Raw genomic sequence first — 14,898 nt, 5'->3', positions numbered from 1 at the left:
CGGAGTCCGACGGCCCGACGGCCCGACGGCCCGACGGCCCGACGGCTCACGTGGGCGCGGGCCGCCCGGGCGGGCGGGCGCAGGCCCACGCGCGCTCAGGCGGGCGGCAGTTCGCCCGAGCCGCGCGGGATCAGCGTCGTCGGCAGCTCCACCCGCGCCGGGGCGTGATCGGCGCCGTCGAGGCGGCGGAACAGGTGCTCGGCCGCGGTCCTGCCGACCGCCGCGGCGTCCTGCGAGACCACGGTGATCCCGAGCAGGTCGGCCAGCTCGATGTCGTCGAACCCCACCAGCGCCACCGGCCGTTCGCGCTCCGCGATGACCCGGACCACCGTCACCGTCACCCGGTTGTTCCCCGCGAAGAACGCGGTGACCGGCTCGGGCCCGCCGAGCATCGCCTCGGCCGCCGCCCGCACCCGGCCGGGCCCGGTCGAGCCGAGGGAGACCCAGTCGTCCTCGACGGCGATGCCCGCGTCGCTCATCGCGGCGTGATAGCCGCGCAGTCGCTCCGTGGCGGTGTGGATCCGCGGCTGGTCACCGATGAACCCGATCCTGCGGTGGCCGTGCGCGATGAGGTGGGCCACGCCCTGCCGGGCGCCGCCGAAGCTGTCCGAGAGCACCATGTCGGCCTCGACTCGGCCCGCCGGACGGTCCACGAAGACCGTGGCGATGCCCGCCTTGATCTCCGGCTCCAGATAGCGGTGGTCGTCGCCCGCCGGGATCACGATCAGGCCGTCCACGCGACGGGCGCACAGTGCGAGCACCAACTCCTGCTCCCGCTCCGGGTCCTCGGCGCTGGAGCCGTTGATCAGCAGCGCTCCGTGCGCGCGGGCCACCTCCTCCACCGCGCGGCTCAGGGGGCCGTAGAACGGGTCCGCCAGGTCCTCCAGGACCAGTCCGATGGATGCCGTACGGCCCTTGCGCAGCACGCGCGCGCTGTCGTTGCGGCGGAAGCCGAGCGCGTCGATCGCCTCCTGCACGCGGCGCTCGGTGTCGGGCGTGACGCCGGGCTCGCTGTTGACCACCCGGGAGACCGTCTTGAGGCCGACTCCTGCCCGGGCCGCCACGTCCTTCATGGTCGGGCGGTTGCCGTAACGAGTCTCGGAATGACGGGTGGTCCGGTCCACGTGCGCTGTCCTGTCGTCGGATACGGTCGGGGCTGCGGGCGCTCCGGCCGGGCCCCTGCGGGGCTCCGTGGGGGTGATCGGAGGCTGTGGCGTCGAGCATAGGCCCTGGACAACGTTGTCAACAGAATGGAGACTGTGCAGACTGTGGCCGGAACCCGCAGGTCCCGCCCCTTCACCGATCCGGAGAGCCCACACCGATGCATACCGACCTCGTCGCCGCGCTCGACATCGGCGGCACCAAGATCGCCGGAGCGCTGGTGGACGGCGGCGGATCCCTCCTCGTGCGGGCGCAGCGGCCGACGCCCGCCAGAGAGGGCGCCGAGGCGGTGATGGGGGCCGTGGACGAGGTCCTGGACGAGCTGACGGCCTCGCCGCTGTGGGGCCGTGCGGGCTTCGCGGGCATCGGCAGCGCCGGCCCGGTGGACGCGGCCGCCGGTACGGTCAGCCCGGTCAACGTCCCCGGCTGGCGCGACTTCCCGCTGGTGGAGCGGGTACACAAGGCGACGGGCGGGCTGCCGGTCGCGCTGGTCGGCGACGGGGTCGCGATGACCGCGGCCGAGCACTGGCTCGGCGCGGCCCGCGGCTACGACAACGCGCTGTGCCTCGTCGTGTCGACGGGCGTCGGCGGCGGACTGATCCTCGGCGGCACCCTGCGCCCCGGCCCCTCCGGCAACGCCGGTCACATCGGGCACATCAGCGTCGACCTGGACGGCGAGCCGTGCCCCTGCGGTTCGCGCGGGTGCGTCGAGGGCATCGCCAGCGGCCCCAACATCGCTCGCCGCGCGCTGGAGGGCGGCTGGCGGCCCGGCCCGGACGGCGACGCGTCGGCGGCCGCGGTGGCCGTGGCCGCCCGCGCCGGGGACCCGGTCGCCCTCGCCTCCTACGAGCGTGCGGCCCAGGCGCTGGCGGCCGGGATCGCCGCCACGGCCACCCTGGCGGACCTGGACATCGCGGTGATCGGCGGGGGAGTGGCCGGGGCCGGTGACGTCCTTTTCGCGCCGCTCCGCCGCAGCCTGCGCGACTACGCCACGCTCTCCTACCTCCGTCGGCTGACCGTCGCGCCCGCCGTGATGGGCACCGACGCGGGCCTGGTCGGAGCCGCCGCCGCGGCCATCGCGCTGCGCTGAGGGCCGCTGTCCCGGCAGCCCCCGCGGCGCGACGCCGGAGGCCCCGAAACGGTCCGGACGGCCATATCCGGGCAACGCCGTCGCCCGTCGGGGTTTCCGCGGCAGGGTGGAGCGGGCAAGCCACAGGGGGCTACGGAAGAGGGGGACCCGTGATCGTCTGGATCAACGGTGCGTTCGGTGCGGGCAAGACCAGCGCCGCGGGCGAACTGATCGACCTGATCCCGAACAGCACGCTGTACGACCCGGAGATCACCGGCGCCGGGCTGCGCGGGCTGCTGCCCCAGAAGAGACTCGCCGAGGTCACCGACTTCCAGGACCTGCCGATCTGGCGGCGGCTCGTGGTGGACACGGCGGCCGCACTGCTGGCAGAGGCGCCCGGGGTGCTGGTCGTGCCGATGACCCTGCTGCGGCAGGAGTACCGCGACGAGATCTTCGGCGGCCTCGCCTCCCGCCGCATCCCCGTCCGGCATGTGGTGCTCTCACCTGAGGAAACGATCCTGCGCAGTCGGATCTCGGGCCGGGAGGAGTTCCCCGGCGACGAGGAGCAGAGCGAACGGGCGCGCCGGTGGGCGTACGAGCACATCGCCCCGTACCGCGACGCCCTCGGCTGGATCACCGAGGACGCCCATACCGTCGACAACAGCGCCCTCACCCCCCGCGAGACCGCCGAGCGGATCGCGGAGGCCGTGCGCAGCGGCAGCGCCGCGCCGTGCGCCATCGTCCAGAGCCCCCCGCCGACGGCCGAGACCGTCGCCGCCGGGGTCCTCCTCTTCGACGAGCAGGACCGGGTGCTGCTCGTCGACCCCACCTACAAGCCGGGGTGGGAGTTCCCCGGAGGGGTGGTCGAGGCGGGCGAGGCCCCGGCACAGGCGGGGATCCGGGAGGTCGCCGAGGAGACCGGCCTCCACCTCGACCGGGTCCCGACCCTGCTGCTCGTCGACTGGGAGCCGCCCTGCCCGCCCGGCTACGGCGGGCTGCGCTTCCTCTTCGACGGCGGTCTGCTGCGCTCCGAGGACGCCGGCCGCCTGCTGCTGCCCGGCTCCGAGCTGCGCGGCTGGCGCTTCGTCACCGAGGAGGAGGCCGCGGAGATGCTGCCGCCCACCCGGTACGAGCGGCTGCGCTGGGCCCTGCGAGCACGCGAACGGTCCACGGTGCTCAACCTGGAGGCCGGGGTCCCGGTGGCCTGAGCGGCGCGCCCGGGGGCCCTTCACGCACCCTTCGCCGCCGAACGGCAGCACCTCGCCGTGCCGCACCTCACGGTCGACCCGGGTGGGCGGGGCCTCGGGGACCGTCAGCCCGTGCTCGAACAACGGCCGTTCCCAGTCCAGCAGGTCCGGTTCCGGTACGGCGACCTCGCCCCGGATCACCGGAGCGTCCAGCGCGTGGGCGAGGATCTCGGCGCCGTGGCGGTCCGCCGGCTCCTGCGCGGCGCCGTAGTGGTCGCGGTGGCCGTGGGTGAGGACGATACGGCGGATCCGGGCCGGGCGAGCGGATCGCCTCCTCGATCGCGGCGGCCGGTCCGATGTCATCCGCGTCGATCAGGGTGAGGCCCGTCCCGTCGCGCCAGAGGCAGGCCTGACCGATCCGGAAGCGGAACATGCGCAACTGGGGGAGTACCTCGACGAGATCCGTGCGGCGAACGTACGCAGCTGCGTACACCCGCCGCACGGATCTACGCTCTGGGCGGCTTCGCCGGGGGCGTGGCGCGGGAGGGGCGGACCGGCAGTACCACCCCCGTCCCCGGCCCCGCCTCAGGCCTTCTTCGACTCCGCGTAGTTCCGCAGGAACAGCGCCTCGGCCACCGACATCCGCTCCAGCTCCTCGGGCGAGACGCTCTCGTTCACCGCGTGGATCTGCGCCTCGGGCTCGCTCAGGCCGATCAGCAGGATCTCGGCCTCCGGGTAGAGACCGGCCAGCGTGTTGCAGAGCGGGATCGAGCCGCCCATCCCGGAGGACTGCATCTCCTGGCCCGGGTAGGCCTCGCGCATCGCGTCCGCCATCGCCGTGTACGCCGGGCTCGTCATGTCGGCGCGGAACGGCTGGCCCTGACCCACCTGTTCCACCCGGACCCGCGCACCCCAGGGCGCGCGCGACTCCAGATGCGCGGTGAGCAGCTTCGTGGCCTCGGCCGCGTCCTGACCGGGCGGCACCCGCAGGCTGATCTGCGCCCGCGCGCTCGCCTGCACGGACGGCGTCGCGCCCACCACCGGCGGGCAGTCGATGCCGATGACGGTGACGGCGGGCCGCGCCCAGATCCGGTCCGCGACCGTACCGGCGCCGATCAGCTCCACCCCGTCCAGCACCTTGGCGTCCTGGCGGAACTCGGCCTCCGGGTACTGGAGTCCGTCCCAGTCGGCGTCACCGGACAGGCCGTCGACCGTGGTCGTCCCGTCCTCGGCGCGCAGCGAGGCCAGCAGCTGGATCATCGCGGCCAGCGCGTCCGGGGCCGCGCCGCCGAACTGCCCCGAGTGCAGGTTCCCTTCGAGGGTGTCCAGCTGCACCCGCAGCATCGTCATGCCGCGCAGCGTCGCCGTGACCGTCGGCAGCCCGACCCGGAAGTTGCCCGTGTCGCCGATGACGATCGTGTCGGCCGCCAGCAGCTCCGGGTGCGCCTGCGCGTACCGCTCCAGACCGCCGGTGCCCTGCTCCTCGGAACCCTCGGCGATCACCTTCACCGAGACCGGGACGCCACCGTTCGCCTTGAGGGCGCGCAGCGCGAGCAGGTGCATGATGAACCCGCCCTTGCAGTCCGCCGCACCCCGGCCGAACCAGCGGCCGTCGCGGTCGGTGAGCTCGAACGGCGGGGAGAGCCAGGCCGACTCGTCCAGCGGCGGCTGCACGTCGTAGTGCGCGTAGAGCAGCACGGTCGGCGCACCGGCCGGGCCGGGCAGGAACCCGTAGACCGACTGGCTCCCGTCCGGGGTGTCGAGCAGGGCGACGTCCGCGAAGCCCTCGGCGCGCAGCGCGTCGGCGACCCAGTTCGCCGCCGCCTCGCACTCGCTCGGCGGGAACACCGCGGGGTCCGCCACCGACTGGAACGCGACCAGCTCGGCGAGCTCCGCCCGCGCACGGGGCATCAGCGAGGCAACGGTCTCAGGAATCGGACGGGCGGTCATGGGCACGCTCCTCGTGGGTGCGACGTTAAGGGTAGGACGCGGTGTGTACGCGACCGTGTACGACGCCGTTCGTGCGACGACGCATGTACGACAAAATCATGGCCGATCCTCCCACAGGAGGGCTTGGCCGGAACGCGCCGTAGGATGCCGTGAGCAGCTTGGGGCCACTGGTCGGATCAGGAGCAGAAGCACATCGTGAGCAGCGAGAACGCAGACGCCGGACGTGAGCCGGACGCTGGACGTGAGCCGGAGGAGTCGTCCGTCTGGGACGTCGTCGTGGTCGGCGCCGGACCCGCCGGCGCATCGGCGGCGTACGCGGCGGCAGTGGCGGGCCGGAGAGTCCTGCTCCTGGAGAAAGCGGAATTGCCGCGGTACAAGACCTGCGGCGGGGGAATCATCGGCTTCTCGCGCGACGCGCTGCCGCCGGGGTTCGAACTGCCCCTGAAGGACCGGATCCACGCGGTCACGTTCTCGCTCAACGGGAAGCTGACCCGCACCCGGCGCTCCCGGCGCATGCTCTTCGGGCTCATCAACCGCCCGGAGTTCGACGCCGGACTGGTCGAGGAGGCACAGAAGGCCGGGGCCGAACTGCGCACCGGAGCCTCGGTGGTGCGCGTCGAGCAGCACGGTCCCGCCGTCCCCGACCGGCGAACGGTCGCCGTGGTGCTGGCCGACGGCGAGACGGTGCTCGCGCGGGCGGTCGTCGGCGCGGACGGCAGTGCGGGCCGGATAGGAGCCCATGTCGGGGTGAAGCTCGACCAGGTCGACCTCGGCCTGGAGGCGGAGATCCCGGTTCCGGCGACCGTCGCGGAGGACTGGGCGGGCCGGGTCCTCATCGACTGGGGCCCGATGCCGGGAAGTTACGGCTGGGTCTTCCCCAAGGGCGACACCCTGACCGTGGGCGTGATCTCGGCGCGCGGCGACGGAGCGGGCACCAAGCGGTATCTGGAGGACTTCATCGCCCGGCTCGGCCTCGCCGGATTCGAACCGGCCGTCTCCTCCGGGCACCTCACCCGCTGCCGCAGCGACGACTCGCCGCTCTCGCGCGGCCGGGTCGTGGTCTGCGGGGACGCGGCCGGACTGCTGGAGCCGTGGACCCGCGAGGGCATCTCCTTCGCGCTGCGCTCCGGCCGGCTCGCGGGGGAGTGGGCGGTCAGGATCGCCGAGTCGCGCGACGCGGTGGACGCCCGCCGCCAGGCGCTCAACTACGCCTTCGCCATCAAGGCCGGTCTGGGCGTGGAGATGGGGGTCGGCCGCCGCATGCTCAAGCTGTTCGAGCGCCGGCCGGGCCTGCTGCACGCGGTGCTGACCGGCTTCCGCCCGGCCTGGAAGTCGTTCGCCGGGATCACCCGGGGGACGACGTCGCTGGCCGAGCTGGTCCGCAGACACCCGCTGGCGCAGCGGGCGCTGACCGCGATGGACCGCCAGGGCGTGTCCGACGGATCATGACCGGGGCCGCGGCGTCCGGTGCGACACCTCGCGGCGTTGACGTTCCAGCGCCTTGCGACGCACCGCACCAGACGTCGCGGACCATCCGGCCCTGATCCGCCGGACACTCCCTGGCCGGGAGCGGTCAGTCGGTGACCGTGACGCGGAAGACCGGGTGGTCCGGGCAGGCGGCCAGCAGCTCGGCGTCCGTGGACTTCGCCGTGATCCCCTGGAAGTACTGGCTGACCTCCCAGCCCCACCGCTCCAGATAGGCCCGGATGATCCGGGCCTTCTGCGCGTCGTCCGCGATCTCGACGGCGGCGAAGCGACTGACCTTGCGCCCCAGCCGCAGTTCGCCGCCGCCCGCGACGCGCATGTTGCGCACCCACTGTGAATGGCCCCGGGCCGATACGAGGTACCGCTCGCCCTCGAAGGTGTGGGCGTTGACCGGGAGGCGCTGCATCTGTCCGCTCCTGCGTCCGCGCACGGACATCTCGGCTGAGCCCATGAGGCTGATCCCGTGCCGGGCCAGCCAGCCGACGACCTGGTTGAGGCGGCGGGCGGAAGCGCCGGCCCGGAGGTAGTACGTCTGCGCCATGGTGACTCCCGAGTGAGGACCGTGAGGACCGTAAGGACGCCGCTGCGACCTTGAGTGAGCGGTGCTCTCGCTTGAGATCAGTGTGCACGTAAGGGGGACTCAAAAGCAAGAGCACTGCTCTCGTTCATGTTCGGTGCTCCGAACGCATGGCACACTGAGCGCATGAGCGCCATCCGAGGGGCCAGGGAACGTGCCCGCATCGAAGTGACCGCCGCGATCAAGGGCGAGGCCAGGAAGCAGCTCGCGGCGGAGGGTGCGGCCAAGCTCTCGCTGCGGGCCGTCGCCCGGGAGCTGGGCATGGTCTCCTCCGCGCTCTACCGCTACTTCCCCAGCCGGGACGACCTGCTCACCGCCCTGATCGTCGATGCGTTCGACGCGATCGGCGAGGCCGCGGAACGGGCGGCGGCGGAGCACGGCGGAACCGCGGCGGCGGAGTGCGAGGCTGCCGCGCCGCCCGCCGAGTGCTGGATCGCGGTGGCCATGGCCGTACGGGAGTGGGCGCTCGACCACCCCCATGAGTACGCCCTGATCTATGGTTCGCCCGTTCCCGGGTACACCGCCCCGATGGACACGGTGGGACCCGCGTCCCGGGTGGGCCTGGCCTTCATCGACATCCTGCGCACGGCGTTCCGGGCCGACGGCCTGGCCGTGCCGACTCTCGCGCCGGAGCTGTGTTCCGACGCCGAGCGGATGGCCGCCGAATTCGCCCCGGACCTGCCTCCGGCGGCCGTCGCGGCCCTGGTCGCCGCCTGGGCCCAGCTGTTCGGCCTGATCTCCTTCGAGCTGTTCGGTCAGTTCAACCGGGTCGTCGAGGCGCGCGAGCCGCTGTTCCGGCAGGCGGTGGAGGGGCTGGCCCGTTCGGTCGGTCTGCTGGGCGCCCGGACCGTGTGATGTCAGGGGGTGCCTCGCCGACTGATCGCGGAGTTCGCCGCCCGCTCGAAGGAACCCGCGGCCGCCGCCTCGCTCGCCCGGCTCACCGAACGGGAACGGGAGGTGCGGGACTGGTCGGCCCCGGCTGGCTCGGGTGACCCGGGGCGGCCGTCCTCACCAGGTGACCGCGGCGTTGTCCGTCCAGAGCCGGGCGACCGAGCGGTCGCCGCGCAGGGTGACGGCGGTGAGCGGCAGGCGGTTCCAGAGGGTGAGGTAGAGCCCCTCGGCCGTGCCGCTCAGTTCGCAGTCGGCGTCCTCCGTGCGCTCCGGGGTGTCCGGTCCGTGTGCGGTGCTCGACGAGCGGACGGCTTTTGGCGGTTCGTCCGAGATGCGTACGTTCCAGGTCGCGTCCGTGTCCACGGCCCGGATGCGCAGGGTCCGGGGGGTTCCGGAGCGGACGCGGCTCTTGGGGCGGGCGTGGAAGCCGGTGAGGAGTTCGTCGATGCCGTCGGCCGCGCGGTCCGCCGCGACCGAGGTGAGGGGGCCGCCGAGTGCGGACTCCGCGTCCACGCGGTGCACGGCGGTCTCGTGCAGCTGGCGGCGGGACCAGAACGCCAGTGGTGAGGGTGCGGGCAGGAACGTCCAGCACTCCAGGTCGGCGGGGGCGTCCTCCAGGGACCGGACCAGATGGCGGTGTCCTTCGCGGAACCAGTCGAGGAGTTCGGCGCCGTCGTGGGCGGGTTCGCCGTTGTCGGGGTGGTAGGTGGTGTACCCCTCGGTGACGAAGGCGGCAGCCCATCGGTGCACCATGCCGGTGTGCCGCAGAAGATGGCGTATCTGCCAGCCGGGGCAGGTCGGGACCGCTGCCCCCGTGCCGGCCTGTTCGGCGGCGGCCGCGAGCAGCCGCCCCTCCTCGGACAGCGATGTGATGTGCTCGGCGATCTTCATGGCGGCGATTGTGCCAGGGCCGTGCCGGGCGTCAAGCGCCTTGCGGGCGCTGGGATCCGGCCGATCCGGCCACGCGCACCGGCCGGACGAACCGGCCCAGGGCCATCGACCGGAGGAGTGCCGTCAGGCGCACGGGGCCGGTCACGCGTGCGTGGCGTTGCGGGCTCCGTAGCCCAGTGCGGCGGACGCCGCGGCCAGCAGGGCCACCGTCGTCAGTGCCACTGGCAGCGAGAACCAGTCGGCGAGGAAGCCGATCGCGGGCGGGCCCAGCAGCATCCCGCCGTAGCCGAGTGTCGACGCGGCGGCCACTCCGCTCGGCCCGGCCAGTTCGCCGGCCCGGCCCACGGCGACGGGGAAGATGTTGGCCAGCCCCAGGCCGGTGACCGCGAACCCGGCCAGCGCGAGCCACGCGGTCGGCGCCAGCGAGCCGAGCAGCATGCCGGCCGCCGCTGTCGCCCCGCCGAGCACGAGGGTGCGGGTCTGGCCGAGCCGCTCCAGGAGCAGGGTCCCGGTCAGCCGCCCCACCGTCATGGTCAGGGCGAACACCGCGTATCCGGCGGCGGCGAGTCCGGGGTGTGCGCCCAGGTCCTGTTCCAGGTGCAGCGCGCCCCAGTCGGCCAGGGCCCCTTCGCCGTACGCCGTACACAGGGCGATCACGCCGAAGAGCGCGACGATGCGGCGGGCCCGGGGCGTCAGCCGCTGCTGGGCCGGGCGCGGGCCGACGGCCTCCGGTACGGCTGTCTCCGGAGCCGTGGCCGGGCGGTGGCGCAGCAGTGAGGGTCCGGCGACGGCGGTGACGAGGAGGCCGACCCCGGCCAGGAGGAAGAGATGGGCGGAGGCGGAGAGGCCGCCCGCGACCAGCCCGCCGAGCCCGGCCCCGATCATGCCGCCGAGGCTGAACGCCGCGTGGAAGCTGGGCATCACGGGGCGGCGCAGCTCGACGACCAGGTCGACCGCCGCGCTGTTCATCGCCACGTTCATCCCGCCGTACGCCGCGCCGAACACCAGTAGGACGAGGCCGAGCGAGAGAGGCGAGTGGGTCTGCGCGGGCAGGGCGATGCTCAGGGGGAGGAGGACGCCGCAGGCCACGGTGACGGCATGGCTGCCGTAACGCCGGCAGAGGCGGCCGGTGAGCATCATGGTGATCACCGCGCCCGCGGAGACCCCGAGCAGGGCGAGGCCGAGGGTGGAGGCGGAGGCTCCGGTCTGCTGCTTGATGGCCGGGATACGGACCACCCAGCCGGCGAAGAGGAAGCCGTCGAGAGCGAAGAACACGGTCAGCGCGGTACGGAGGCGGGCCGACGCGAGTGGGGCGGTGTTTCCGCCAGGTCCCCCCGGTAGGGCCGTCCGCAGTTTGTTTAGTTGCGGCACAAAATCAGCATAGGGGCGCCCCGCCAGCCGACGCAACACCGCCGCGCACCGCACGTCCCGGGGGCGATGCGGTGCCCGCTACCGGGTCCCTCGGCGTCCGGGGCGCCTTCGGATCATGGGAGACTCGCCCCCATGAACGGCAAGGCGACCACCACCCGGACGAAGTTGGAGAGGGGCCGCAGCGCGCTCGGGCCCGCGCTGGAACTGGTCCACACCGGACGCGCCCCCACACGGGCCGTCCTCACCTCCGAACTCGGCGTCACCCGCGCCACCGCCGGGGCGGTCGCCGCGGAACTGGAGGCGCTCGGGCTGATCCGGGTCGACTCCAGCCCCGGGTCGGCGGCCGGTTCCCAGGGCCGCCCCTCGCACCGGCTGGCCGTCCTGGAGACCGGCCCCGTCGCCCTCGCCGCCCAGGTGCACGCCGACGGCTTCCGGGCCGCGCTCGTCGGACTCGGCGGCCGGATCGTCGCCACATCGCCGGGCTGCGTCGCGGTGATGGCCGATCCCGCGCAGGTGCTCGGCGAGGTGGTGGCCGCGGGGGCTCGGCTGCTGCGCGAGAGCGGGCTGCGCTGCGTCGGCGCGGGGCTCGCCGTGCCGTCGGCGGTCGCCGAACCCGAGGGGACCGCGCTCAACCCGCTGCACCTCGCCTGGCCCGCGGGCTCCCCGGTCCGGGACATCTTCGCCGCCTGCGTCCGTGAAGCGGGCATCGCCGGACCCGCGTTCACCGGCAACGACGTCAACCTCGCCGCCCTGGCCGAACACCGGCACGGAGCGGGGCGCGGTGCCCAGCACCTGCTCTGCGTCGCCACTGGCCACCGCGGCGTCGGCGGTGCCCTCGTCCTCGACGGCCGCCTGCACAGCGGCAGTTCGGGCCTGGCGCTGGAGGTGGGCCATCTCACCGTGAACCCCGAGGGCCGGCCCTGTCACTGCGGCGGGCGCGGCTGCCTCGACGTGGAGACCGACCCGCTGGCCTTCCTCACCACCGCGCGCCGCGACCCCGGCCCGGAGGAGTCGCTCCTCAAGCAGGCCGGTGACCTGCTGCGTACGGAGTACGAGGACGCCGACGTACGCAACGCCGCCGAGGCGCTGATCGACCGCCTGGGGCTGGGCCTCGCGGGCCTGGTCAACATCCTCAACCCGGACCGGATCATCCTCGGCGGACTCCACCGCGACCTGCTGGAGGCGGACGCCGAGCGGCTGCGTGCCGTCGTCGCCGACCGCAGCCTGTGGGGGCGCAGCGGCAGTGTGCCGATCCTGCCGTGCACCCTCGCCCACAACAGCCTCGTGGGCGCCGCCGAACTGGCCTGGCAGCCGGTCCTCGACGACCCCCTCGCCGCGCTGGCCTGAAGGGGATTCGGAGGAACGCTCGGGGGCCCGGCTGCTACCGCCGGAGTACGCACAGGGCCGCCCGCCGTACGACGCCCCGCACCCCCTCCCGCGGGCAGGCTCGGAAGTGGCCGGAAGCAAGGCGCCGCGCCGTCCGTGAACGAGGGAGCTGACCGAGACGAACACCCTGGCGTGCTCAGGCGGGCCCGGCCCCAGGGAACTGCTGTTCACGGGCGCCGACTCGCCGTGCTGGACGAACAGTTCGGGCGGCGCACGGGCGGCAGCACGGCGTGAAGCCGCCCCGCCGAGGAGGCCGGCCGCCCCGCCCGAGGGGTCTGCCCGCCCGATCAGCCGACGACGGCCGACCGGGCGGGCTGGGCCGCGAGGTCGTCTGGCGTGATGGTCACGGACGTGAACGGTCCGTCGGTCGTCGACCCGTAGACCGCGAGCGGAGGCAGGGTCGAGGCGGCCGTGACCGCCGGGAGGGTGAACCAGACGGCCTTCCCGGACGGGCCGACCGGCCGCACGCCCCAGCTCTCGCTGACGGCGGCGATCAGCGCCAGGCCCCGGCCCGACGTGGCGAACGAGTCCGGCTCGTTCATCGTGGGCAGGCGCGGGTCGTGGTCGTGGACGGAGACCGTCAGCCGGTCGAGCAGCAGCTCGATGTCGACGGTGCATGACTTGTCCGGCTGTGCGTGCCGGTGGACATTGGTGAGAAGCTCGGTGACGCCCAGGGCTGCCTGGTCGATCAGAGGATCGAGATGCCAGTAGCGCAGCTGCGCCGAGATGATTCTGCGGACCTGACCGATCCGCGACGGCAGGGCCTGGAGCTCCACCGTGCAGTGCCTGCTTGGCTCGCTGATCACGGCTGCGACTCCCCGAAATAGGTCCGGAAGAAGAAGAGATGCGAACGGCGCCGGCGGACGACTGACTGCCGCATCCGCTCTGCTCTTGTCGTGTCTGCTCGTGTCGCGCGACCCGGCCCGTGGAGCGGATCGCTCTGTCACCGAGGGTGCACCTTCAGTGACATGGGACCAGCGTGGCCCAGGGGATACGGCTCCGCAACTCGCGGCGGAGCGGTGCGGCAGCGGACCGGGCCACTCCCCGCCCGCTCGGCAGGTCAGGTCCGGCGGCCGCGCGCGCTGCGCAGAGCCTCCAGGAAGCGCCGTACCGGAGCGGACCCGTCGCGTCTGCGGTTGCGCTGCCCCATCGTCAACCGGTAGCGCACGCCGTTCACCCGGGCGATCGCCGAATCCGCCGCCGCGAACCACCGCTTGCCCGCGCTGACCGTGCCCACCGGGGCGCTGTCGATCTCCCGCCCGTTGCTCGTGAGCAGAGACAGCCTGCCGTCCTTGACGACCACCTGACCGGCCCTGGTCAGCGACCGGGTGAAGCGTTCGATCCTGACCCCCGACGCACTGAACTCGACGTCCGTCACTGCGGATTCGCCCCCCTTCGTCGCTACTCCTGCTGTGCAGTGTGCACCGGCGCGGGCCGGATCGCCAGGGCGCACCGGCGTACGGTGCGCGGCGGGCGGCACCGCCCGTCACAGCCGCCTCCCAGGTGTGGGCCAAAGGCACTGCTATGGACCATCAAAGCGACCGTTTGTGCAGGTGGGGGGCATATCGTGGAGGGAGGAAGACCAGAGCCACGACAAGCGGGAGCACGCGGATGGACACCACTGAGCACGGACAGGTACGCGGGCCCGCGGCGACCGTGGACGTCGACCGCAGCGACCCGGAGTACCGGGCCTGGCTGAAGGAGGCCGTCCGCAAGGTGCAGGCCGACGCGAACCGTTCGGCCGACACCCATCTGCTGCGCTTCCCGCTGCCCGAGGAGTGGGGTATCGACCTCTACCTCAAGGACGAGTCGACGCACCCCACCGGCAGCCTCAAGCACCGCCTCGCGCGCTCGCTCTTCCTCTACGGGCTCTGCAACGGCTGGATCCGGCCCGGAAAGCCGGTCATCGAGGCGTCCAGCGGCTCGACCGCCGTGTCGGAGGCGTACTTCGCCAAGCTGATCGGCGTCCCGTTCATCGCCGTGATGCCCCGCACCACCAGCCCGGAGAAGTGCCGCCTGATCGAATTCCACGGCGGGCAGTGCCACTTCGTCGACGACTCGCGCACGATGTACGAGCAGTCCGCCGCCCTCGCCGCCGAGACCGGCGGACACTACATGGACCAGTTCACCTACGCGGAGCGCGCCACCGACTGGCGCGGCAACAACAACATCGCAGAGTCGATCTACCAGCAGCTCCGGTTGGAGCGTTACCCGGAACCCGCCTGGATCGTCGCCACCGCCGGCACCGGCGGCACCTCGGCGACCATCGCCCGCTACGTGCACTACCTCCAGCACGACACCCGCATCTGCGTGCCCGACCCGGAGAACTCCTGCTTCTTCGACGGCTGGACCCACCACGACCCGCACGCCACCAGTGACTGCGGTTCGCGGATCGAGGGCATCGGCCGCCCCCGGATGGAGCCCAGCTTCGTGCCCGGCGCCATCGACCGCATGATGAAGGTCCCCGACGCGGCCAGCGTCGCCGCCGTCCGTGCCCTGGAGCGGGCCATCGGCCGCAAGGCGGGCGGGTCCACCGGTACCGGCCTCTGGAGCGCGTTCAAGCTGATCGCCGAGATGGTGGAGCAGGGGGAGAAGGGCAGTGTCGTCACGCTGCTGTGCGACCCGGGCGACCGCTACCTGGACAAGTACTACTCCGACTCCTGGCTGGAGGAGCAGGGTCTGGACATCGCCCCGTACGCCGCCGCCGTCGATGACTTCCTCTCCACCGGCACCTGGCCCTGCTGACCCGGCCGAGGAAGGGCCCCGGCGCGTTCAGGGCGTCGTGCTCGCCAGCCGCGCGTCCAGGCGGCGCACGGCGTCCCGGAAGGACCGGCCCACCCCCGCCCGCCCCAGGCTCAGCACCAGGCGGAACAGCCCCGTCCCGTCGGCGGCGAAGGTCCACTGAACCCGGGTCCCGGACCCTTCCGGGG

The 14,898-nt window shown here is 73.2% G+C and carries 13 protein-coding genes and 3 pseudogenes; 7 read left to right on the top strand and 9 right to left on the bottom strand.

All coding sequences use genetic code 11. From position 1 onward, the window contains the following. Window positions 1-95 precede the first annotated feature (95 nt). On the bottom strand, window positions 96-1,124 hold the full coding sequence (locus CIB93_RS35370) for a LacI family DNA-binding transcriptional regulator (protein ID WP_096632891.1): 1,029 nt from the start codon (window positions 1,122-1,124) through the stop codon (window positions 96-98). Between the two features lie 197 nt (window positions 1,125-1,321). Here CIB93_RS35370 and CIB93_RS35365 point away from each other — a divergent pair, with 197 nt between their 5' ends. Together CIB93_RS35365 and CIB93_RS35360 are read left to right on the top strand one after the other, a co-directional pair. Further along, complete coding sequence (locus CIB93_RS35365) at window positions 1,322-2,251, top strand: ROK family protein (protein WP_096632890.1); 930 nt, start codon at window positions 1,322-1,324, stop codon at window positions 2,249-2,251. A gap of 149 nt (window positions 2,252-2,400) precedes the next feature. Next, complete coding sequence (locus tag CIB93_RS35360) at window positions 2,401-3,438, top strand: NUDIX hydrolase (protein WP_096632889.1); 1,038 nt, start codon at window positions 2,401-2,403, stop codon at window positions 3,436-3,438. 36 nt (window positions 3,439-3,474) lie between these two features. On the opposite strand, the pseudogene CIB93_RS35355 reads toward CIB93_RS35360, so the two are convergent. Together CIB93_RS35355 and CIB93_RS35350 are read right to left on the bottom strand one after the other, a co-directional pair. Further along, window positions 3,475-3,919, bottom strand: a pseudogene (locus CIB93_RS35355) (MBL fold metallo-hydrolase); the annotation flags it as partial. A gap of 83 nt (window positions 3,920-4,002) precedes the next feature. Next, window positions 4,003-5,367, bottom strand: a complete 1,365-nt coding sequence (locus CIB93_RS35350) for a dipeptidase (RefSeq protein WP_096632888.1) — start codon at window positions 5,365-5,367, stop codon at window positions 4,003-4,005. A 195-nt stretch (window positions 5,368-5,562) separates the two neighbouring features. Here CIB93_RS35350 and CIB93_RS35345 point away from each other — a divergent pair, with 195 nt between their 5' ends. Beyond that, on the top strand, window positions 5,563-6,816 hold the full coding sequence (locus CIB93_RS35345; RefSeq protein ID WP_096632887.1) for a geranylgeranyl reductase family protein: 1,254 nt from the start codon (window positions 5,563-5,565) through the stop codon (window positions 6,814-6,816). 124 nt (window positions 6,817-6,940) lie between these two features. On the opposite strand, the gene CIB93_RS35340 is transcribed toward CIB93_RS35345, so the two are convergent. Continuing rightward, on the bottom strand, window positions 6,941-7,393 hold the full coding sequence (locus CIB93_RS35340) for a nitroreductase/quinone reductase family protein (protein ID WP_096632886.1): 453 nt from the start codon (window positions 7,391-7,393) through the stop codon (window positions 6,941-6,943). A 162-nt stretch (window positions 7,394-7,555) separates the two neighbouring features. On the opposite strand from CIB93_RS35340, the gene CIB93_RS35335 reads away from it, so the two are divergent. Together CIB93_RS35335 and CIB93_RS39710 are read left to right on the top strand one after the other, a co-directional pair. Then, window positions 7,556-8,284 (top strand): TetR/AcrR family transcriptional regulator, encoded by a 729-nt coding sequence (locus tag CIB93_RS35335; protein ID WP_096632885.1) that lies wholly within the window; start codon window positions 7,556-7,558, stop codon window positions 8,282-8,284. Between the two features lie 6 nt (window positions 8,285-8,290). After that, window positions 8,291-8,389: pseudogene (locus tag CIB93_RS39710) on the top strand (DNA-binding response regulator); the annotation flags it as partial. 48 nt (window positions 8,390-8,437) lie between these two features. On the opposite strand, the gene CIB93_RS35325 reads toward CIB93_RS39710, so the two are convergent. Both CIB93_RS35325 and CIB93_RS35320 read right to left on the bottom strand, forming a co-directional pair. Beyond that, window positions 8,438-9,211, bottom strand: a complete 774-nt coding sequence (locus CIB93_RS35325) for a maleylpyruvate isomerase family mycothiol-dependent enzyme (RefSeq protein WP_096632884.1) — start codon at window positions 9,209-9,211, stop codon at window positions 8,438-8,440. A 141-nt stretch (window positions 9,212-9,352) separates the two neighbouring features. Next, window positions 9,353-10,486 carry an MFS transporter gene (locus CIB93_RS35320; protein ID WP_096632883.1) on the bottom strand — a complete coding sequence of 378 codons (1,134 nt, stop codon included), beginning with the start codon at window positions 10,484-10,486 and terminating at the stop codon, window positions 9,353-9,355. Window positions 10,487-10,714: 228 nt separating this feature from the next. Between CIB93_RS35320 and CIB93_RS35315 the strand changes: the two genes are divergently transcribed. Next, a complete protein-coding gene (locus tag CIB93_RS35315) occupies window positions 10,715-11,929 on the top strand; it encodes an ROK family protein (RefSeq protein WP_096632882.1) in 1,215 nt (404 codons plus the stop codon). Between the two features lie 326 nt (window positions 11,930-12,255). Here the strand turns inward: CIB93_RS35315 and CIB93_RS35310 are convergent, their stop codons facing one another. Then, entirely contained in the window at window positions 12,256-12,774 is a 519-nt protein-coding gene (locus tag CIB93_RS35310; RefSeq protein WP_096632881.1) for an ATP-binding protein, read from the bottom strand. Between the two features lie 254 nt (window positions 12,775-13,028). Then, window positions 13,029-13,346, bottom strand: a complete 318-nt coding sequence (locus tag CIB93_RS35305; RefSeq protein WP_096632880.1) for a hypothetical protein — start codon at window positions 13,344-13,346, stop codon at window positions 13,029-13,031. Between the two features lie 233 nt (window positions 13,347-13,579). On the opposite strand from CIB93_RS35305, the gene CIB93_RS35300 reads away from it, so the two are divergent. Then, a complete protein-coding gene (locus CIB93_RS35300) occupies window positions 13,580-14,713 on the top strand; it encodes a PLP-dependent cysteine synthase family protein (RefSeq protein WP_096632879.1) in 1,134 nt (377 codons plus the stop codon). Between the two features lie 27 nt (window positions 14,714-14,740). Here the strand turns inward: CIB93_RS35300 and CIB93_RS39350 are convergent. Next, window positions 14,741-14,898 (bottom strand): annotated as a pseudogene (locus CIB93_RS39350) (SRPBCC family protein); the annotation flags it as partial.

Origin of the sequence: Streptomyces sp. WZ.A104 (assembly GCF_002382885.1) — a bacterium.
In the GTDB taxonomy this organism is placed as follows: Bacteria; Actinomycetota; Actinomycetes; order Streptomycetales; family Streptomycetaceae; genus Streptomyces.
Note: the sequence above shows the minus strand (reverse complement) of the source record. Positions and strands in the feature narration are given on the sequence as shown.